The sequence below is a fragment of the Sphaerisporangium sp. NPDC005289 genome (assembly GCF_040607455.1).
Classification (GTDB): Bacteria; Actinomycetota; Actinomycetes; order Streptosporangiales; family Streptosporangiaceae; genus Sphaerisporangium; species Sphaerisporangium rhizosphaerae.
On record NZ_JBEXGS010000002.1, the window covers coordinates 281,935 to 300,366 of the forward strand.

Annotated in this window: 19 protein-coding genes; 3 read left to right on the forward strand and 16 right to left on the reverse strand. The window is 69.8% G+C overall.

The window, feature by feature from the left end:
- Nucleotides 1–115: 115 nt before the first annotated feature.
- The 12 genes from ABZT47_RS04020 to ABZT47_RS04075 all read right to left on the reverse strand — a co-directional run bounded on the left by ABZT47_RS04020 (nt 116) and on the right by ABZT47_RS04075 (nt 12,222).
- Nucleotides 116–1,393 (reverse strand): ATP-grasp domain-containing protein, encoded by a 1,278-nt coding sequence (locus tag ABZT47_RS04020; protein WP_354835925.1) that lies wholly within the window; start codon nt 1,391–1,393, stop codon nt 116–118.
- A gap of 36 nt (nt 1,394–1,429) precedes the next feature.
- The gene (locus ABZT47_RS04025; protein WP_354835927.1) at nt 1,430–2,644 is read right to left on the reverse strand and encodes an ATP-grasp domain-containing protein; all 1,215 of its coding nucleotides are present in this window, start codon (nt 2,642–2,644) and stop codon (nt 1,430–1,432) included.
- Nucleotides 2,644–3,798: a GNAT family N-acetyltransferase gene (locus ABZT47_RS04030; RefSeq protein ID WP_354835929.1), complete on the reverse strand. Its 1,155-nt coding sequence runs from the start codon at nt 3,796–3,798 to the stop codon at nt 2,644–2,646. Before ABZT47_RS04030 ends, ABZT47_RS04025 begins: the two co-directional genes overlap by 1 nt.
- Before the next feature lie 7 nt (nt 3,799–3,805).
- Entirely contained in the window at nt 3,806–5,092 is a 1,287-nt protein-coding gene (locus tag ABZT47_RS04035) for an ATP-grasp domain-containing protein (protein ID WP_354835931.1), read from the reverse strand.
- Nucleotides 5,093–5,143: 51 nt separating this feature from the next.
- A complete protein-coding gene (locus ABZT47_RS04040) occupies nt 5,144–5,494 on the reverse strand; it encodes a carboxymuconolactone decarboxylase family protein (RefSeq protein WP_354835933.1) in 351 nt (116 codons plus the stop codon).
- A gap of 29 nt (nt 5,495–5,523) precedes the next feature.
- Complete coding sequence (locus ABZT47_RS04045) at nt 5,524–6,798, reverse strand: M28 family metallopeptidase (RefSeq protein ID WP_354835935.1); 1,275 nt, start codon at nt 6,796–6,798, stop codon at nt 5,524–5,526.
- Nucleotides 6,799–6,861: 63 nt separating this feature from the next.
- Complete coding sequence (locus tag ABZT47_RS04050) at nt 6,862–7,071, reverse strand: hypothetical protein (protein ID WP_354835937.1); 210 nt, start codon at nt 7,069–7,071, stop codon at nt 6,862–6,864.
- 132 nt (nt 7,072–7,203) lie between these two features.
- The gene (locus ABZT47_RS04055; RefSeq protein WP_354835939.1) at nt 7,204–8,232 is read right to left on the reverse strand and encodes an inorganic phosphate transporter; all 1,029 of its coding nucleotides are present in this window, start codon (nt 8,230–8,232) and stop codon (nt 7,204–7,206) included.
- A 14-nt stretch (nt 8,233–8,246) separates the two neighbouring features.
- Nucleotides 8,247–8,960 carry a hypothetical protein gene (locus ABZT47_RS04060; protein ID WP_354835941.1) on the reverse strand — a complete coding sequence of 238 codons (714 nt, stop codon included), beginning with the start codon at nt 8,958–8,960 and terminating at the stop codon, nt 8,247–8,249.
- 61 nt (nt 8,961–9,021) lie between these two features.
- Complete coding sequence (gene gpmI, locus ABZT47_RS04065; RefSeq protein WP_354835943.1) at nt 9,022–10,542, reverse strand: 2,3-bisphosphoglycerate-independent phosphoglycerate mutase; 1,521 nt, start codon at nt 10,540–10,542, stop codon at nt 9,022–9,024.
- Nucleotides 10,539–11,864 carry a 3-phosphoshikimate 1-carboxyvinyltransferase gene (gene aroA / locus ABZT47_RS04070; protein ID WP_354835945.1) on the reverse strand — a complete coding sequence of 442 codons (1,326 nt, stop codon included), beginning with the start codon at nt 11,862–11,864 and terminating at the stop codon, nt 10,539–10,541. The genes gpmI and aroA overlap by 4 nt, the downstream gene beginning before the upstream one ends.
- An 88-nt stretch (nt 11,865–11,952) precedes the next feature.
- Nucleotides 11,953–12,222, reverse strand: a complete 270-nt coding sequence (locus tag ABZT47_RS04075; protein ID WP_354835947.1) for a hypothetical protein — start codon at nt 12,220–12,222, stop codon at nt 11,953–11,955.
- 527 nt (nt 12,223–12,749) lie between these two features.
- Between ABZT47_RS04075 and ABZT47_RS04080 the strand changes: the two genes are divergently transcribed.
- Nucleotides 12,750–13,772, forward strand: a complete 1,023-nt coding sequence (locus ABZT47_RS04080) for a helix-turn-helix transcriptional regulator (RefSeq protein ID WP_354835949.1) — start codon at nt 12,750–12,752, stop codon at nt 13,770–13,772.
- Between the two features lie 68 nt (nt 13,773–13,840).
- Nucleotides 13,841–14,248, forward strand: coding sequence for a metalloregulator ArsR/SmtB family transcription factor (locus ABZT47_RS04085; RefSeq protein WP_354835951.1), 408 nt, complete (start codon nt 13,841–13,843; stop codon nt 14,246–14,248).
- On the opposite strand, the gene ABZT47_RS04090 is transcribed toward ABZT47_RS04085, so the two are convergent.
- Together ABZT47_RS04090 and ABZT47_RS04095 are read right to left on the reverse strand one after the other, a co-directional pair.
- Complete coding sequence (locus ABZT47_RS04090) at nt 14,213–14,572, reverse strand: metalloregulator ArsR/SmtB family transcription factor (RefSeq protein ID WP_354835953.1); 360 nt, start codon at nt 14,570–14,572, stop codon at nt 14,213–14,215. The two genes, ABZT47_RS04085 and ABZT47_RS04090, sit on opposite strands and share 36 nt — an antisense overlap.
- A gap of 148 nt (nt 14,573–14,720) precedes the next feature.
- A complete protein-coding gene (locus tag ABZT47_RS04095; RefSeq protein WP_354835955.1) occupies nt 14,721–14,936 on the reverse strand; it encodes a heavy-metal-associated domain-containing protein in 216 nt (71 codons plus the stop codon).
- 273 nt (nt 14,937–15,209) lie between these two features.
- On the opposite strand from ABZT47_RS04095, the gene ABZT47_RS04100 reads away from it, so the two are divergent.
- Complete coding sequence (locus ABZT47_RS04100) at nt 15,210–15,971, forward strand: class I SAM-dependent methyltransferase (RefSeq protein ID WP_354835957.1); 762 nt, start codon at nt 15,210–15,212, stop codon at nt 15,969–15,971.
- A 12-nt stretch (nt 15,972–15,983) separates the two neighbouring features.
- Here the strand turns inward: ABZT47_RS04100 and ABZT47_RS04105 are convergent, their stop codons facing one another.
- Nucleotides 15,984–17,096, reverse strand: a complete 1,113-nt coding sequence (locus ABZT47_RS04105; RefSeq protein ID WP_354835959.1) for an ArsO family NAD(P)H-dependent flavin-containing monooxygenase — start codon at nt 17,094–17,096, stop codon at nt 15,984–15,986.
- A gap of 99 nt (nt 17,097–17,195) precedes the next feature.
- Nucleotides 17,196–18,431 carry an acyl-CoA dehydrogenase family protein gene (locus ABZT47_RS04110; RefSeq protein WP_354835961.1) on the reverse strand — a complete coding sequence of 412 codons (1,236 nt, stop codon included), beginning with the start codon at nt 18,429–18,431 and terminating at the stop codon, nt 17,196–17,198.
- Between the last annotated feature and the right edge of the window lies 1 nt (nt 18,432).

An 18,432-nucleotide genomic window follows, 5' to 3' on the forward strand; every position in this document is an offset into this window, starting at 1 on the left:
GCCCGAGCCGATCATGTCTTCCGCCATGACCCCTCCTCTCCGCTAATTTGATGATTCCAAGATTATCGAATCAGATCACCTGACCGCCGTCAAGGCGGGAGACGGACCGGCGGGCTCAGCAGCAGGACGTGTGCGGCTTGGTCACTGATGACTCGGCCTGGGCCATGGGTTCCACGCGCAGATCGAGCTGATCGAGGATCCGCTCGAGGTCCCGGGTGACCTGGTCACGGCTCTCGCCGGCCAGAACGATGCGGCCGAAGGCGCCGCCGCGGGCGTGGTTGATGCCGAGGACCGCCTCGCCCGGCTTGACGTCGATCTCGACGAGGGGCTCCACCGGCGACTCCAGCCCCTGGACCGCGTGCAGCGCCTCCTCGCGGTACCACAGCCTCCCCTCCTGCTCGAAGACGATGCTCTGGTACCGGCCGACGGGCGCCTTCGGCGCCTCCGGCTCCGGCTGACGGCCCAGGGCGGCCTCCACCGCGACCAGAGTCGGCTCATAGCCGGTGGTCGCGGCGATCAGCGCCACCCCCTGACCGCCCGAGACCCGAGGGTTGACCTCCACGACCCTCGGCCCGGCGTCGGTCAGCATGAACTGCAGCAGGGCCACCCAGTCGTCCAGCCCCAGCGCGGCCAGAGCACGTTCGGTGAGGTCGGTGAGGCGCGCGAGCTCCTCGCCGGAAAGGGCGCCCGGGAACCAGCCGCCCAGCTTCACGAACTTCGGCGGCGGCCCCACTTCGCCCACGAACACGTAGAGGACCTTGGTCACTCCGCCGGTCCGGCTCGCGAACACGCCGATCTCCGGGCCGACGAGGTACTCCTCCACCAGCGCGCTGTCCCGGCCGCCGTCGAGGATGTCGCCGACGGCGGCGGCGACCTCCTCGGAGGAGGCGCAGTACATCAAGCCCGCGGCGCTGGAGGCGTCCCGCGGCTTGACCACGACCGGCAGGCCGATCTCCTTGGCCGCCGTCGTGCCCTCCTCCACGCTGCCGACCACCTCGTGCCGGGTGACGGCGATGCCGGCCTCCGACAGGCGCCGGTGGGTGGCAGCCTTGTCATTGCAGTCGCGCGCCGCCTCGTAGGTGATCCCGGTGGTCAGCCCCAGGCGCTCGCGCAGCAGGCCGGCCAGCGGGACCAGCCGGTCCACCTGACTTACCACCGCGGTGAACGGCCGGATCGCGTGCACGCGCCGGATCTGCTCGATGACCCCCTCCCAGTCGTCGAAGTCGACCTCGAACGGGATGTCCGCGGCGGCGAACAGTTCGAGCGGGATGAACTCGTCGGCGAAACCGACCTCGTAACCGGTGCGTTCCTTCAGCATCCTGACGGTGCGCTGACCGCCGAGCACCAGCACGCGCGTCGGCTCGGCGGCGTGTGGTCCTGTTCCTTCTGACACGTGGTCACCGTCCTGGTCTGGGGGCAGAGATGGGTCTCAGGTGCTGCTGTCGCCGACCCGCGGTCGCAGGCGGCCCACCGCGTCCTGGTAGGCGGGCACGAGCCGGGTCTCGTCGTCGGCGTAGACGACCACCCGCCCGTACACGCCGCCCTCCGCGTGGTCGACGGGGAAGACGGTCTGCCCCGGCTCGACGTCCATGGAGACCACGGGCGCGGGTGCCTCGCCGACTTCGGCGAGCGCGCGAGGGTCGTACTCGACGGCGCCCGCCTGGTCGAAGGTGAGGCATCGGTACATGACGTACCGGGCGACCGGCGACCGCCGGGTCACCGGCCGGCCGAGGGTCACCTCGACGGCGGCCCGTACCAGGTCGACGCCCGACACGGCCTCGGTCACCTCGCACAGTCGTCCACCCGGTGGGCGGAGGCTCACGTTGACGACGACCGGGCCTTCGGGCCCGAGCCGCACCTGCGTGTGCGCGACTCCGTTTTCCAGGCCCAGCACGCGCAGGGCCTCGGCGACGAAGGCGCCCAGCTCGGCCTCCTTCTCGGGGCCGAGCCCGCTGGGATGGTCGTATCCGATCTCCAGCGGCCGGGCTCCGGGCGCCGTGTGCTGGGCGAGGATGCCGGCCACGTCGGTGACACCGCCTGCGGTGACGGTCTGCACCGCGTACTCGGGACCGTCGATGTACTCCTCGACCAGCAGGTCGGGATGGTCCTCGGTCCGCAGGGCGACCACCGCCGCGGCGACCTCCTCAGGCCCGCGGCACACGCGGGTCCCCTTGCCCCTGGCCCCGGTGACCTTCTTGACCAGCACCGGGTAGTCCAGGCGCGAGGCCGCGGCCTGCGCCTCATCGGGGTCGCCGACGAGGTGGTGGGCGGGGACGGGGACACCGCCTCCCGCGAGGGCCAGCCGCATGCGGAGCTTGCTGTCGCAGTTCATCGCCGCGGACATCGCCGGCCCCGCCACACCGAGCCGGGCGGCGAGGTAGCCGGCGAGAGGAAGGTGGGCATCGTAGACGTTCACCACGCCGCCGAAAGGGCGCGCGTCGTGCAGCCCGCGCAGCAGGGCCTCGGTGGCCGCCCAGTCGCCGAGATCGACGTCCAGGGGCAGGTCGACGACGCAGGCGAGGTCGAGAGGGGTGGGGTCGCCGAGAAGTGTCGTGCGGACGTCCATCTCGGCCAGCACGTGCACCACCCGCCGACCGGCGACGCAGATGACGTTCGGACGGCCGTCGCCCGTCTCCGCGCGCATCAGCAGCACCTGCTGACGACTTCGAGCCCGTCCGCCGAGGCCCGGGCGGCGGATTCCAGGCGCCGGCACCACGCGTGCAGCAGGGCGTCCTGCCGACGGTCCGCCGTCTTCACCGCCAGCATGAGCGGGGTCCCCACGGCGCCGTACCGGCGCTTGATCGGCGCGTTCCCCCGGCCGAGGTCGAGCACGCGCGCGTCCGTCGTGACGGCGGCCTCTATGGTGTGCGCCAGCATGGTGTGGTACGGCTCGAACGCGGGATGGTCGTCCGTCCGCAGCCCGGCGATCCACAGCGACCACTCCCCGCCGAACTGCCATCCGGCGAACATGGCGACGGCGCCGGCCTCGTCGGCGGCCACGACCGTCCTCTCGTAGGGACGAAGGTGGCGATGGAGGGCCTCCAGGTAGGCGGCGGGGAACACCTCGATCGGCGTGCCGTGGGCGGCCAGCAGCTCATGGGCCAGCCGCACCAGCGTGCCGGTCTGCGGCACGCTCTCGGTGACGGTCAGTCCCCCGGCCCGCAGGCGCTGCTCCCTCCACAGCTTGCGCCGGCGCCGTCCTGGCAGCGTGGCCCAGTATTCGGCCGGACTGCCATAAGTCGTGTCGATCCTGTACGCGGTCGAGACGTGCGCGGTGGCGTATCCCCGGCCCATCAGCCCGCCCGCGAAGGCGTCGGCCGGGAGGTTGGCGATTCCCCAGGCCCACGCGCCGAGCCGGGCCGCCGCCCGTTCGAGGCCGTCGGCCAGCGCCATCGCGGCGCCCGCATGCCCGGGCAGGGCCAGCGGCCCGCCACGCAGCGCGGCGAGGCTGTGCGCGAGAAGCATCGGCCCCCTCTCCCGCAGCCAGGCCGACTCACCGAGCGAGTAGGCGTAGTCGAGCCGGGGGCAGTGGTGAACGAGATACGCCGGGCAGACCCCCACCGGCTCCTCACCGCGGTACGCCAGCAGATGCGCGGGCTCGAACTCCCCAGGAGGGGCCTCCTCGAAGGCGGCCAGCCATTCGTGGCTGTAGAAGATCGTCCCACCGCTGCGGCGGACGATGTCGTTCCACACCTCGCCGTCGATGTCGGCGACTCCGCGCGCGAGCGCCAGTCTGTGTCCGTCGGCGGTCTCCCCGAGGTCGATCATCCACGGAGGCGTGGTCGTCCGGCTCGTCATGGTGACCTCAGCAGCAGGACTTGAATTCACGGCTGTCCGATCGCGATGTGGCCAGGTCGTCCGTGGGAGTCACCCGCAGATCGAGGTGTTCCCGGATGCGGCGGACGCCGTCGGCGACCTCGGCCCGCGTGTCGCCGAAGACAACAATGCGGCCGTACACGCCGCCTCCCGGATGGTCCTTAGGCAGGACGGGTTCGCCGGGCGCGACCTCGACCTCCACGATCGGGGGGATCGGGCCCGGAAAGGCCGATGGGTCGATGTCCGTCCGGTACGTCACCAAGCCGGGCTCGTCGAAGACGACGCTGCTGTAGAGAGCGTGCGCGGCGCGCGGCGGCCCGGCGTCGACCGGCAGGCCCAGCGCGAGCTGCGTGGCCGCCACGGTCATGTCCACACCGGACACCGCGGTGGTCATCTCGACCAGCCTGCCGCCGGGGCGCCGCGCGTTGACCTCGACGACGCGGAAGCCTTCCGGTCCGAGGCGCACCTGGGTGTGGCTGATCCAGTCGGTCACGCCGAGCGCGGCCAGAGCGGCGGTGACGACGTCGGCGAGAGTCGCCTCTCCGGCGGCGTCCAGACCGCTCGGATGCTCGTACCCGAGCTCCACGAAGACCGGCGGCTCGGTCATGTGCTGGCGGAAGACGCTCAGCAAGCGGGTGCGACCGGCCTGCGTCAGGGTCTGCACGGCGTACTCCGGTCCGTCGACGTACTCCTCGACGAGGACTCCGGCCTGCGTTCCCGGGCCGGGATCGGCCAGGATGCCGGCCGCCGCCTCACGCACCTCATCGGTGGTGACACATCGGCGCACGCCGAACGCGCCGGCCCCGTCTCGCGGTTTCACGACCACGGGCAGGCCGATGGTCTCCGCGACCTGCACCGCGTCCTCAGCGCCGGCGGCCAGGCCGAAGCCCGGTACGGGAAGGCCCGCCTCACGCAGGCGTTCGCGCGTCCGCAGCTTGTCCCGGCAGTTCCACGCCGCCTCGGCGCTGAGCCCGCGCCGCTCGGCGAGCAGCTGCTCGGTGAGGTGCGCCATCAAAGGGATGCGCGGCTCCACATGGGTCAGGACCGCCGCGGGCGCGGCGCCGCCGAGCCGGGCCTTGATGGTGTCGCGGACCTGGTCCCAGTCATCGACGTCCACGTCGACCGGCACGTCGGCCCAGAAGACGCACTGCATCGGCACCTGCCGGTCCAGGTACAGGATGCGGTAGCCGAGGTCGTGCACGATGGTGAACTCTCGTTCCGCACGGCCGCCGATGAGCACGACGGTGCCCGCCGGCGGATCGCCGCCTTGCGTCATCGGCGCTCCATTCCCTTCAAGCGAGTGGCGTGTCGGGGGCGAACAGGACCATCAGCAGCAGGTGTTGGCCTTCTTGGCCGGCGCCGAGGCGGCGACCGGGGCGGGACGCTGCACCGAGTCCAGCTTCAGAACCTCCACGATGCCGGCGACCTGCGCGATCTCCTCGTTGCCCAGGCCGAGCTGCTTGGCCGTCGCCAGGAAGGAGCGCACCGTCTCCTCCCGGCCCAGCAGCAGGGCGGCGGCCAGCGCCACGGCCGCTCGGGCCTTCGGCTCCAGAGCACCCCCGTCGAAGACGGTGTTGAAGAAGCTCTGGTATCCGGCGGAGAAGCTCTCGTGGCCGTCCTTGATGTGCGGGGCCAGCTGCATGAGCTGGACCGAGATGCTCGGTGCTGCGGCTGCCATGGTGACTCCTCAGGTTTCGATAGAAGTGATCAATGCTTCGGTGCGTTGGTCGGCTCCCCGGCGTCCCCCGCTTCGTCGAGCGCCAAGAGGGCGACCGTGACGAGCAGCAGCCGGCCCGCCATGCGCAGGGCGGCGGGGTCGACATGATCAGGAGAGTCCATCGGCGAGTGGTAGTGCGCCGCGCCGAGCCCGATGCCCGCGGCCGGCAGCCCGGCCGACGCGTATTGGCGGTTGTCGGAGGCGACGGGTCCGGCGGCGAGCGGGATGCCCAGCATGCGTCCCGCCTGGTCAAGGGCTTGACGTATCTCTCTGGAGCGCGGGCCCAGTTCGACCGCCACGGCGCCGTTGAACTTCGCCGCCATGTCGAGGTTGAGCACGTCGGGGCGGCTGCCGGTGGCCACCAGGCGCCGTGCGTGATGCTGAGAACCGAGGGCGCCGACCTCTTCGGCGTCGAGCGCGGCGAACACGACGGGCCGAGCTCCTTGGAAGCCCTCCGCGACGAGGGCGTGGGCGACGCCGAGCAACACCGCCGTTCCGCTCGCGTTGTCACCGGCGCAGGGGAAGTGCCGCCCGGGATCGGCGCCCACTCCGTCATAGTGCGCGGTGACGAGCACCGGCCGGTCGCGGCCGGCCGGGTCAGCGCCCGGCAGGGCGGCGGTCACGTTGGTGCCGGTGACGGCGTCCCGACGCAGGGGAAGGAGGGCACGCACCGTACCGCCCTCAAGCGCGGGCAGATGCTCCTCGCGGACGGCGATCACGGGCAGGTCCACGGGCGCGCCCCCGACGACCCGCTTTGTGAGGAAGCCGGAGGACGCGGGCCGCTGTGAGGTCAGCAGGCCGAGCCCGCCCGCCGCGCGCACGGCGGCGGCCAGGTCGGTGAAGGCCCGGCCCTGCGGCACCCGGTCGAGCAGGCACCAGGCGCCGGGACGAGGAGTGCCGTCCCACCGGGCGACCGGACCTTCGACGGCCGTCCCCATGGAGGCCGATCGGGGGTGTTCAGCATAGTCGCGCCGGTGTTCGAACGTCCGGGACGGCCGCGGTCCCCGCACGGTGAGCATGGGTGGCGAGGTCAGCCTGAAGACCTCCGGCACTGGAAAGGCATGGGTTTCCGGTCGCAGTCCTGAGGCGTGCAGGCGGTCGGTGACCAATGCCATGGCACGGTCACGGCCAGGGGTGCCGACGGCTCGTCCAGAAAGGGGCTCGGCGCAGAGCGCCTGCACGATCTCCATGGCCCGCGTCTCGTCGAAGGCGCCGGCCAGCGCCCTGAGCCGTTCCTCCACCCCAGGGTGGGCGGTCCTGGACATCCGATGACGAGCCTTTCTCGTTGTCTCGGGCCTTCGCCGATCATGGGGCGTCCGGCCTTCGCCTTACTCCCCGCAGCAGCCGCTGCTCGTCTCGCTCGGCTCACCACAGCAGCCACTGGCACTGTCCTCCGGGCCGAGGTCGACGAGCTCGATCTCGACCGGGCCCGAGGCGGGCTCGCCGCAGCATCCGGAGGCGCCGGCGTCCACGTCCAGCTCGGGATCGGTGATGAACCCGCCGACTACGCGGTCTTCGGTGTCCTGCTGACGGTTCATGGCTCACATCCCCTTCTGAGGTCCGACCTTGATTCGATAGTTATAAGATCATCGAATCATGGACGTGTCAATGGCCGTCCTGAGAAACTCGGTGCGGGGTCGCCGGAGACGCGGCTCCGGCGACCCACGACATCAGGCGATGAGCAGGTAGACGCCCGCCGCGACCGCGGCGCCCACCGGCGGGGTCAGAAGCCATGCGATCAGCAGGTCGCGCACGGTCTTCTTGTTGAGCCGGGACAGGTCATTGGCCGCGATGCCGGAGATGGCGCCGGCCGAGACCTGCGTGGTGGACATCGGCAGTCCGAGCGTCGCGCCGAGCCCGACGAGCGCGGCGGTGGTGAGGTTCGCGGTGAACCCCTCCACGTGCGGGATTTTGATAACGGAGTAGGCGAGACGGTCGGCGATGCGCGAGCCGCCCACCAGGCCACCGACCGCCATGGCCACCGTGACCAGCAGGAGCAGCGTCGTCGGGGTCATGCCTCCCACCAGTGCGAAGGAGCCGATCGCCACGATCTTCGGGGCGTCGTTCATCCCTCGCGCGAAGCTGGCCAGGCCGCTGGTCATCCAGTGGCCGACGCCGATCGCCTTCTGCGCCCTGGTCACCTCCTCCTGCACGTTGACCGTCGTGGCGAGCGCGCCGCCGTCCGGCGCCTGCTCGGCCGCCCGCGCCTTCCTGGCAGCCGAGGTGGCCACGACCTTGCGGGTGATCACGCCGAGCACGGCCGAGATCGCGTACGCCACCAGGATGCTGAGCAGCAGCGGCTGGACGACCTTGCCCAGCAGCCCGTTCCACTGCACGGCGTCGGCGGCGAACAGGCTGCCCGCTCCCAGAAGCGCTCCCACCAGGGCGTGGGTGGTGGAGACCGGCAGTTTGAGTATCGTGGCGAGGATGACCCAGAAGACCGTGCCGACCAGCACCGCCACGGCGAAGGCCGGCGTCGGGGCGGCGGACACGATGCCCTTGGAGAACAGGGCGGTCATCTTCGACGCCAGGGTCAGCGAGACCAGGCATCCGACGGCGGTCGCCACGGTGCCCCACAAGATCGCGGTGCGGATCCGGGTCACGCCCGCGCCGGCGAGCGTGGCGACGCCTTTCGGCACGTCGTTCGCGCCGTTGGCGGCGGCGAGAGCGAGGACGAGTATCAGGACGAGTACTTCCATTCGGCAACGGCCTCCTACGGTGTTGTGGCCTTGGCGGATGTCTCGGCGTGCCGCGTCGCGGCGGCGACGAAGGCTTCGATGAGCGGGTGGATCGAGCCGGGCGACGAGGAGAGCTCCGGCTGGAAGAGAGTGCCGATGAAGAAGGGATGGTCGGCGATCTCGATGGCCCGTGGCGCCTTCTCGGCGTCCCACCCGCTGATCACCAGAGAGCTCTGCTCGATGAGATCGACGTAGTCGGGGTTGAGACCGTACTTGCAGTGGAACGTCTCGACGGTCTCCTCGGCATGCGCGAACACCGACGCGAGCCTGCTGCCGTCGGAGAGGTAGAGGGGGGCCGTCTCCCCCACCAGCGAGCAGCACAGGGCGGTGATCAGCGGAGTCTCGGCCTGCGGATCGTATTGGACGTCGTCGGCCTGCGAGAGCCCCAGCACGTTGCGCGCGTACTCGATCAGAGCGTGCTGGAAGCCGCCGCAGGTCCCCAGATAGGGAATGCCCGTCTCCCGTGCGAGGCGGATGGCGAGCAGGACCCCGTCCTTCGAGGCGTACGGCGACCCGGGGATCACCCACAGCCCGGAGTAGCCGCCGAGGCTGTCCGGCCCCGTGACGGTCTCGCTGGGCACCCAGTCGACGTCGGCGTCGAGGGACGGGACGAACGCGTCCAGGCACGCGTGGGCAGGGGTCGTGGAACTGCGGTTGCCGATCAGAGCGATACGCGGGCGCTCGGTCATCAGAAGATCTCCTCATCATCCCCGGTGAATCGGCCGATCCACGTTCGTGCAGGTCGTTCGGTCACAGCAGCGGCCTGCCGGTCATCGCCGCCCCTGGCGGGTGTCCCAGAAGGGCCAGGATGGTCGGCGCGACGTCCGCGAGGGTGCCGCCGTCCCTCAGGCGGCCCGGGACCGGCGCCTCCGGCGCCGGCGCCAGGATCAACGGGACAGGGTTGGTGGTGTGGCCGCCGTACGGGCGCTCGCGACCCTCGGCATCGGGCCGTGTCATCTGCTCGGCGTTGCCGTGGTCCCCGACCAGGAGAACCCACCGCCCGGCCGCGCGTGCCGCCGAGATCAGCCGGCCCACGGCCGCGTCGGTGTGCTCGGCGGCCAGCACGGTGGCGTCGGCGTCTCCGGTATGGCCGACGACGTCGATGTTGGCGAGGTTCGCCACGACCAGCGCCACGTCGGTGCGGACGGCGGCCTCGCCCAGTGCGTAGACCACCGCGGAGAGGTTCATCTCCGGGCGGGACCGGTAGTCGGCCAGACCGTCACCGCTGATCCGGACGTGCTCCTCGATGGAACGGGCCCGGTCGTCGCGGCCGTTCAGGTAGTAGGTGACGTGCTCGAACTTCTCGCGCTCCGCGATGCGGACCGAGCGCAGCCCGTGCCGTTCCAGTTCGTCGGCCAGGCCGCCCGAAGCATCCGCGCGGTCCACCAGCGGCGGGATGGACGCCTGGGTGTCGTACCTGGCGAGGCTGAGCAGGGTGACATCCCATGCGGCCAGGTGGGCCGCCAGGTGGTCGGCGAGCTGCTGGATGCGGTCGCTGCGGAAGTTGGTGAACAGCACCGCGTCGCCGTCGGCGACGGCGCCGACGGGTGCGTCCTGCTCGTCGACCACGACGCTCGGGGCGACCCATTCGTCGCTCTTCTGGCCGGCGAGCGCGTCGTGGGGACGGGCGACCCGCACTCCGGTCCCGTCCATCACCGCCTGCGCGGCCGCGGTCGTCAGGGTCAGGTCGCCGCTCTTGTCGAGGGCGTAGCCTCGGCCGACCACGCTGGCGACGCGGCCGGTCCCCGCCTCGGCCGTGAACTTGCCGATCTCGTCCAGATAGGCCGCCGCCGTCCCGTCCCCCACGTCCCGGCCGTCCGTGATCGCGTGGATCCACACCTCGGGCACACCGTGGGCGGCCGCCACCCTCAGGAACTCCCGGAGATGGCCGATGTGCGCGTGGATCTGGCCGTCCGAGCACAGCCCCACGAGGTGGAGGGCACGCCCGGTGCGGGCGAGCCGCTCGCAGGCCGTGACGAGCAGCGGATTGGCCGCGAGGGCGCCGCTCTCGATCTGCTGCTGCACGAGAAGGCTGTCGTAGGGCAACGGCCGACCGGCACCGATCACCATGTGACCGATCTCGGAGTTGCCGACGGTGCCCGGCAGCAGGCCGACCGCCTCACCGGACGCCTCGACGAGAGTCGAGGGGTACTCCGCCATCAGCGCGTCGAGGTGGGGCGTCGCCGCGCGGCTGAGAGCGTTGGCCGGGCTTGGGGCGGCATGCCCCCATCCGTCCAGTACCAGGAGCATGCCCCGGGTCGTCGAGCTCACAGGGTCGACGCTCCGTCCGGGTGCAGGGTGTCCAGCGTCTCCCAGAACGTCGGATACGACTTGGCCACGCAGCCGGGATCCTTGATCACCACGCCTTCGGCGCGCAGGCCCGCGATGGCGAAGCACATGGCGATCCGGTGATCGTCATAGGTGTCGATGACGGCGCCGGCAGGGGTCCCGCCGGTGATGGTCATCGCGTCGGGGAACTCCTCCACCGTGACGCCCATCTTGCGGAGTTCGGTGGTCACCGCCGCGATACGGTCGCACTCCTTCACCCGCAGGCTGGCGATGTTGCTGATGTGGGTCCTGCCCTCGGCGAAGGCCGCGACCACCGCGAGCGTCGGCACCACGTCCGGCATGCTCTCCATGTCGATCTCGATGCCGTGCAGCTCTCCGCCTCGAAGGGTGATGCCACCGCCGTCGAAGGACGCCTCGCACCCCATGCGGGCCAGCGCGTCCACCAGGCCGACATCGCCCTGGTGGGAGTCCCGGCCGATGCCCGGAATGGTGACCCGTCCGCCCAGGATCGCGGCGGCGGCCAGGAAGTAGGACATGCCGGAGGCGTCCGGTTCGACGGTCACGGACCCGCCGCGGAACGCCTGTCCGGCGGGGACGGTGAACCGGGTGTGGCCGTCGCGCTTGATCTGCACGCCCATCTCGGCGAGCGCGGCGATCGTCATCTCGACGTAGGGCTTGGAGATGAGGTCGTCGACGATCGTGATCTCCACGTCGTTCTGGGCGAGAACCGAATTGATGAGCAGGCTCGAGGTGAACTGACTGCTCACGGCTCCGCTGATTCGCGTGGCGCCGCCCCGGAAATCACCTCCGGTCACCCTGATCGGAGGCGACCCATTCCCGCGCACGCTGACCGCCTCGACGCCCAGCGCCGGCAGGGCGGCGAGCAGGTCCCCCATGGGTCGTTCCTGCATTCGCTTGTTGCCGGTGATCGTCGTCACGCCCGAGGCGTGGCCCGCCATGGAAATCAGGAAGCGCAACGGGGTGCCGGCGCCGCCCATGAAGATTTCCTCCTCGGGAGCACGCATCGCCTGGCCGGTCGGCGTGACGTGAATCGTCTCCTTCTGCTCGTCGATGTCCACGCGGACATGACCGAACGCTTCGACGCCGCGCGAGAGGTACACCGTGTCGTCGGAGATCAGCGCGTTCTCCAGCGTGGTCTCCCGGCCGGACAACGAGGCGATGGCGAGGTACCGGTTGGTGTAACTCTTGGAGCCGAGGACCTTGACGTCGGCGTCCATCGTGCGCAACGGACGGACGGTGACTTCGGCTGCCTTGCGTCGCGGATCAGGGTTGGCTGAGGCCATTTCGTTTCTCCTTGAACCATCGGCGTCGGTCATGCGGGGTCGTGCGAAAAATCTGTTCCCTGACACTGATTCACGTGTCAGAAATCTGTCATTCACCGAGCATCCAGCCGCGCAATGACGGCGAGCTTCTCAAAGCTCTCTGACATATGCGTATAGCGGCCGCGTGCGCTTGCATCGCATTCGCGCTGCCATGAAAGAAGGTCAGCTCGACACGGTCGGGGGTCACGAAGGAATGCAGGTGCTCCAGATCATCCGCCGGGGTGGCTGCAGTCCACAGGATGTCGGTGACGAGCTGCGGTGCCAGCCCTCGGCGAACGGCGGCACCGGTGGCGGTCAGCGTCACCGTCGCCATGTACATGCCGTTTACGGGATGCCGTCACGCCGGCGCCGACCCTGCGACGACGGCCGCGCGCGCTCTTCGTCCAGGGATCATCGCTCTCTCGCTTCCGCCGCTCGACGTGACGTCACAAGCGGTCATCCGGCATTCCCGCAGCTCAACTCGGCACCCTCGCACGCCCCTACTTTCATGTTCGCCACCGATGCACGAAAGTGGTCAGACCAGGCAGCTAGCTGCCGGGCAACTTGGTGCCACCGCGCAGAGCGAGAACGGAAGGGGCTCCGCGCGACCCGCCACGACAGCCGCTCTCCGTAGCGGGCATACCTTTGACGGCTATACCTACCGGCCGCAAAGAGCTGATCTTAAAAACTGCCCACGCGAGCCGGAAAAGAGGAACGTCACACTCCGTCACGCACCGAGTTCGGGTCGCGCACGTGCGAGGGACGAGTTTTCTGGGAGGTCACCCTGCGGCAGCCCTGGTGAGTTACGCGTGCCGATGCCCGGCTCGACACGACTTGACATGGACAGCGTCATTCTCATGTTATTTAATGACCTCGCCGCGCACCGGTGTTATGGGGGCTGCCGTGCTTCAGCAATGGGGCTTAGACGTCCACGCCGATACCATCTACCGCCTCGTGTTGACTCGTAAAGAGTGGGGCATCGCACAGATCGCCGCCCACGTCGGCATCTCCGAGACCGAAGTCCGCGCCACCATCGACCGGCTGGTGGAGCTCTCGCTCCTGCGCCGCTCGTCCGGAGCGCTACGTGCGGGAAGCCCGAGCGTCGCCTTTCACGACCTGCTCCAGAGGCAGCGGGCCGACCTGTTGCGCCGTCAGGAGGAGTTCGTCGCCACGGAGCACGCGGTCGACCGGCTGATCCAGGAGTACAGCGAGTTGTGCGCGGCCGGCGCGCGCCATGAATGCGACTGTCTCGAGAGCGTCGAGGCGGTGCGCGCCCGCATCGAGACCCTCGCGCACGGAGCGACCTCCGAGTGCCTGTCGTTCATGCCGGGCGGCGCCCAGTCTCCCGAGAGTCTGGAAGCCAGCAGGCCGCTGGACCACGAGATGCTCGAGCGTGGCGTATCCGTCCGCACGGTGTACCAGGACAGCGCCTGCAACGACACGGCGACGCTCGGTTACGCGCGCTGGATGACCGACCTGGGAGGCGAGGTCCGCACCACGCCGACCTTGCCGATCCGCATAGTGATGTTCGACCGCGAGGTGGCGTTGCTGCCTCTCGACCCGACGGCGAGCAGAAAGGGAGCCGTCGAAGTCTGCGGCGAGGGGATCATCACCGCGCTTCTCGCCCTCTTCGAGGAGGTCTGGAACCACGCCGCGCCCTTCGGCTCCGGGCGGCAACGCTGCGACCAGAGCATCACCATGCAGGAGCGTGAGCTGCTCAGACTGCTGGCCCAAGGGCTCACCGACGAGGCGACCAGCAAGAAGCTGGGCATCGGGCTCCGCACGCACCGCCGGATGGTGGCCGACCTCATGGACCGGCTGGGGGCGCGCAGTCGCTTCGAAGCCGGCGTCAAGGCGGTGGAGAAGGGTTGGCTGGCACCCGCCAGCTGAGAGCGATATGCCAGGAACATCCACAAACATCAATTGCCCCTGGTCTAGAGAGCTGTCAAAATAGGCATATGTCGAAACAAGGGGGCGTTCCAGCGGAGATCTGCTGTCCGCCACTTGCCGCGGCGCCGGTGGACGCGGAGCAGGCGGCGGAGGTCGCGGCCGCGTTCAAGGCGCTGTCGGACCCCGTCCGCGTGCGGCTGCTGTCGCTGATCGCCTCACATCCGGGCGGTGAGGCCTACGTGAACACCCTGACCGCGGCTTTCGACCTGACCGGCCCCACGATCTCCCATCACCTCAGAGTCCTGCGCCAGGCGGGACTCCTCGGCTGCGAACGGCGGGGCACCTGGGTGTTCTACTGGGTGATCCCCGCCGCACTGGAGCGGCTGAGCGAGGTGCTGACCGTGCCCGCCGACGTCACGCCCCGACCGGCCGGCGCACCACTAACCGGGGACGCCTGCGAGGTCGGCCGCGGCTAGCAGGGCCGAGAGCTGGTGCAGCCGCTCGCGTATCGGCCGGTAGTACACCCACGTGCCGCGACGCTCGTGGTCGACGAGGCCGGCCTCGCGAAGGAGCTTCAGGTGATACGAGATGGTCGGTGCGGCGACGTCGAACAGGTCGGTCATGTCGCAGACACAGACCTCGCCATCAGGGTGCGCGGCGATCAACGAGAGCAGGCGCAGCCGGATCGGGTCGCCCAAAGCCTTGAACATCTTCGCCATGCCGACGGCGTGCGCGGCATCCAGCGGCACCGACTCCAGCGGAGCACAGCACCCCTTGGCAGGGGAGTCGGCTGCAGGCATGGGCACTCCCGTGTTCGACATACCTCTATTTTGACACCCGTCTAAGTTCGCTGCAACAGTCGGCGTCCAGGGCATGCCGCACACAGGGGTGTCGCCGCCCTCGCGGGGGTGCCCATCGAGGACCACGAGGGGGCGATGACTACAGCGCCTAATGGGCGGGACCGACCAGTTCGTAACCCGCCTCGTCCACCGCCGCTTCCAGGACCGGGCTCTCCACCGGCCGATCGCTCGTCACGGTGACGGTCGCGGCCTGCAGATCGACCTGGACGTCGGTGACTCCGGGGATCTTCGTGACCTCCGTCGTGACGGCGGAGACGCAGTGCCCACACGTCATGCCGTTCACGCGATAAGTAGCAGTCTTCATTGCCGGCTTCCCTTCAATGGTGGAGATCAGGTGCGATGACCGGACTCCGGCGGACGCCTGCCGGACAGTGACGTCGAGCTCCGACCAGCGGCTACGTGGAGCGCACGCCGACTTGACAGACGCTCTTCACTCCGATCATTGACATCCTGAGTACTTTGATGATCATATAATTAGCGAAACCTCTAATCAAGCTGCGGCGGGTGGCCCGACCACCTGGCGGCTGGCGCTACCGGACATCCGGCCACCTCCGACGGGGCGACGAAGGGATCACCGATGACGGCAGAGGCGTACGTCGACCTGCACGCGAAGATCTACGACGAGTTCTGGAGCTTCTACCCCAGCCGCATCGGCCGGGCGCTGCTGCGCCTGCATCAGACGACGATGCCCGACGCCCCGCGCCGCGTTCTCGACGTCGGCTGCGGCACCGGCATCGTCGCCGCGCGCTTCTACAAAGAGGGATACCAGGTCACCGGCCTGGACATCTCCAAGGCCATGCTGGAACGGGCCCGGCGACGCTTCCACGCGGCCGGTGACCGGGCCACGTTCATCCACGGGGACGCGACCGACTTCACCATCCCCGAACCCGTGCCGTTCGCCTTCTCGACCTACGACATCCCCAACCATTTGCGGACGCTGGATCAGGTCGCCTCGTATCTGCGTAGCGTCCACCGCGCCGTCGAGCCCGGAGGGATGTTCGCGTTCGACCTCACGACGGCCAGAGGGCTCGAAGCGATGAACCGGATCTGGATCAAGGATGAGAAGTCGGCGATGTTCCTGTTCAGAGGGGCGATGAACCAGGAGGAGGGCTTCGGCTTCTTCCGGATCTCGGGGGTGGTGCGCGCCGAGGACGGCCGCTACGACCGCTTTGAGTCCACCATCGTCAACACCGCGCACGCGGTGGCAGACGTGCGAGAACTGATGGACGAAGCCGGGTGGACCGACTGCCGCATCGGCACTCCCGACCATCCGCTCCTCCCTACGGAGCGGCCGGAGGACGAGGACCGGGTCCTGTTCGTCGCGCGCAAGCCCGGGTGACACGGGTCGGCCTCACTGATCCCCGCGCCGGGCAGGCTCTTCGCGGAGGTCGGCGAGCTGTGTCACCACCTCCGCGACGGTGTCGCGTGCGGTCCGGCCCGCCCCGATCAGCGTGGCCGACGCCGGGCCGGTCCAGTTTCCATATCCGAGGAGATGAAGCCGAGGCTCGTCTTCGGCCCGGGTGCCGACGGTCGCGATCACCCCGTCGTGGGTGCGCAGCCGCAGCGGCGTCAGATGCCGCAGCTCGGGCCGGAAGCCGGTGCACCACAGGATGGCGTCGCATGCCGACTCGGCGCCGTCCGCCCAGGCGATGCCGCCCGCGGTGATCCGGCTGAACATGGGCTGGGCCTTGAGCACTCCGCGCTCGCGCGCGTCGCGGACGGGCGGCACGGCCACGATGTCCCCCAAGCCACCCCCTCCCCCGGCGCCGGCCTCGCCCCGCACTCGGCGCGTCGCCATGTCGAACAGCGCCTTGCCGTCCACCTCGTCCGGCAGAAGACGAGGTGTCCGCCGGGCGACCCAGGTCGTCTCCGCGACGGTGGACACCTCGGCGAGGATCTGGGCCGCCGAGTTCCCTCCGCCGACGACGACCACTCGCCGCCCCGCGAACTCGTCGGGCCCGGTGTAGTCGGCGGCATGCAGCTGCCGCCCGGCGAAGTCGGCCGCCCCGGGGTAGAACGGCACGTACGGCCGCCACCAGGTGCCGGTGGCACTGATGACCACCTGCGCGCCCCACCGCCCGGCGTCGGTGTCGACGAGTAACCCGCGGTCGCCTCGCCGCACGGCCTCCACCGTCACGGGCCGCCGGACGGGAAGCCGGTAACGCTCCTCGTAATCGGCGAGATAACCGACCACATGCGCCGCGGTCGGGTAGCCGCCGTCGGAGGTCGACGGCATCATCCGGCCTGGCAGGGAGCTGTACTGCGCGGGCGAGAAGAGGCGCAACGACGGCCACGCGTGCCGCCAGGCGCCTCCCGGCCGCTCTTGAGCGTCAAGGATGACGAAGTCGGCTCCCGCCCGCCGCAGGTAGTACCCGGCCGCCAGCCCTGCCTGCCCTCCGCCCACCACGAGAACCTCGACCTCGGCAGGACTGTCGGATCGACGCTCACTGGCAGGCGGGGGCATGCATGACTCCTGATTAGAGGGATCTCTAACCTACAGCTCCTGCCAGAGCACCGGCCGCGAGCAGGCTCGCCGGAGGGCATCAGCCGCATGAGGTCCCCGTCAGCTGTACCAGCCGGGTTCGGGGATGCGCCCGTTGAGCGTGTGGTCGCCGACCTCACGGATCTTGTAGGCCACCGGATCGTGCAACGTGTGCGTGCGGACGTCCCGCCAGAAGCGGTCCAGGTTCCAGACCGCCGCGGTGGCGCGAGCACCCATGGCCTCGAAGATCCTGCTGCTCACCTCAAGAGAGACCCGGGTCGCCTGGACCTTCGCCGCGGCGATGAGGACGGCCAGCTCCCCTCTCCGCTGGTCGGTGAGACCGCCTGGGTCATCGTGGACCGTCTGCAGTTCCGCGACGGCGCGATCGACGAGCGCCTCGGTCGCCAACAGCCCCGTGCCCAGCTCACCATAGGCCGCGAGGATGTAGGGATCCTCGGTCGCACTGCTCACGCCGGCGGCGTTCAGCCATGGACGCGTATGGCTCCGGGTGTACGCCGCCGCGGCGGCCAGCGCGCCCTGAGCGATGCCGAGGTAGAGGTTGACGAAGACGAGCTGGTGGATGAGCGTCGTGATCCCCGCGTACGGCCGGACCTCCTGCACCTTGGCGGTGTAGCCCAGGGCGTCGGTCCACGGGACGCGGACGGCGTCTATGTCGACGCTGCCGCTTTCGGTGAGACGCATGCCCATGTTGTCCCAGTTGGCGTGGCACTTGAGTCCCGGCGCGTCGGTGGGAGTGACTCCGAACACCCGCCGGTCGGTCGGCTGCCCGGAGTCGTCCAGCAGGACCCCTTCGAGGATGAGGCGGTCGCTGACCCGCGCCCCGGTGGAGAAGGACTTGTGCCCTCGGAACACCAGGCCGTCGCCCGCGTCCTCGACGACCACGTCGTTGTCCCGCGGGTTGACCGCGGCACCCCACAGCCATCCGTTGCGGGCCGACTCGGTTTCCAGCCGCTTGTACTGCTCCTCGGTCCCCCACAGCCGGGGAAGCCAGACCCACAGATAGTGGTAGCCGAGGAGCTGGGCGACGGAGCCGTCCGCCTGAGCGACGCGCCGCACCACCTGGTAGGCGGTCGTCCAGCTCGCCGCGCCCCCGCCGGCGTCGCGCGGGCCCAGCAGCGTGACGAGTCCCGACTCCTTCAGCAGCAGGATCTCGTCGTCAGGGGAACCTCCCGCGCGTTCACGCTCGGCGGCGTTCGCGCCCAGGATCTCCGCCACCTCCGCGGCGCGTGAGAGCCATTGCGCCGGGGACGCGGGAGCGGGACTGTCCTTCCAGGAATGACGGGAGTCGCTCGTCATC

Excerpts from the sequence above, each read along its gene's own strand:
- ABZT47_RS04030 (WP_354835929.1), bottom strand. The coding sequence starts at position 3,798 with ATGACGAGCCGGACGACCACGCCTCCGTGGATGATCGACCTCGGGGAG.
- ABZT47_RS04110 (WP_354835961.1), bottom strand. The coding sequence starts at position 18,431 with ATGACGAGCGACTCCCGTCATTCCTGGAAGGACAGTCCCGCTCCCGCG.
- aroA (WP_354835945.1), bottom strand. The coding sequence starts at position 11,864 with ATGGCCTCAGCCAACCCTGATCCGCGACGCAAGGCAGCCGAAGTCACC.
- ABZT47_RS04050 (WP_354835937.1), bottom strand. The coding sequence starts at position 7,071 with ATGAACCGTCAGCAGGACACCGAAGACCGCGTAGTCGGCGGGTTCATC.
- ABZT47_RS04100 (WP_354835957.1), top strand. The coding sequence starts at position 15,210 with ATGACGGCAGAGGCGTACGTCGACCTGCACGCGAAGATCTACGACGAG.
- ABZT47_RS04035 (WP_354835931.1), bottom strand. The coding sequence starts at position 5,092 with ATGACGCAAGGCGGCGATCCGCCGGCGGGCACCGTCGTGCTCATCGGC.
- ABZT47_RS04075 (WP_354835947.1), bottom strand. The coding sequence starts at position 12,222 with ATGTACATGGCGACGGTGACGCTGACCGCCACCGGTGCCGCCGTTCGC.
- ABZT47_RS04045 (WP_354835935.1), bottom strand. The coding sequence starts at position 6,798 with ATGTCCAGGACCGCCCACCCTGGGGTGGAGGAACGGCTCAGGGCGCTG.
- ABZT47_RS04080 (WP_354835949.1), top strand. The coding sequence starts at position 12,750 with ATGACCTCGCCGCGCACCGGTGTTATGGGGGCTGCCGTGCTTCAGCAA.
- ABZT47_RS04040 (WP_354835933.1), bottom strand. The coding sequence starts at position 5,494 with ATGGCAGCCGCAGCACCGAGCATCTCGGTCCAGCTCATGCAGCTGGCC.
- ABZT47_RS04085 (WP_354835951.1), top strand. The coding sequence starts at position 13,841 with ATGTCGAAACAAGGGGGCGTTCCAGCGGAGATCTGCTGTCCGCCACTT.
- ABZT47_RS04025 (WP_354835927.1), bottom strand. The coding sequence starts at position 2,644 with ATGCGCGCGGAGACGGGCGACGGCCGTCCGAACGTCATCTGCGTCGCC.
- ABZT47_RS04095 (WP_354835955.1), bottom strand. The coding sequence starts at position 14,936 with ATGAAGACTGCTACTTATCGCGTGAACGGCATGACGTGTGGGCACTGC.
- ABZT47_RS04060 (WP_354835941.1), bottom strand. The coding sequence starts at position 8,960 with ATGACCGAGCGCCCGCGTATCGCTCTGATCGGCAACCGCAGTTCCACG.
- ABZT47_RS04090 (WP_354835953.1), bottom strand. The coding sequence starts at position 14,572 with ATGCCTGCAGCCGACTCCCCTGCCAAGGGGTGCTGTGCTCCGCTGGAG.
- ABZT47_RS04055 (WP_354835939.1), bottom strand. The coding sequence starts at position 8,232 with ATGGAAGTACTCGTCCTGATACTCGTCCTCGCTCTCGCCGCCGCCAAC.
- ABZT47_RS04105 (WP_354835959.1), bottom strand. The coding sequence starts at position 17,096 with ATGCCCCCGCCTGCCAGTGAGCGTCGATCCGACAGTCCTGCCGAGGTC.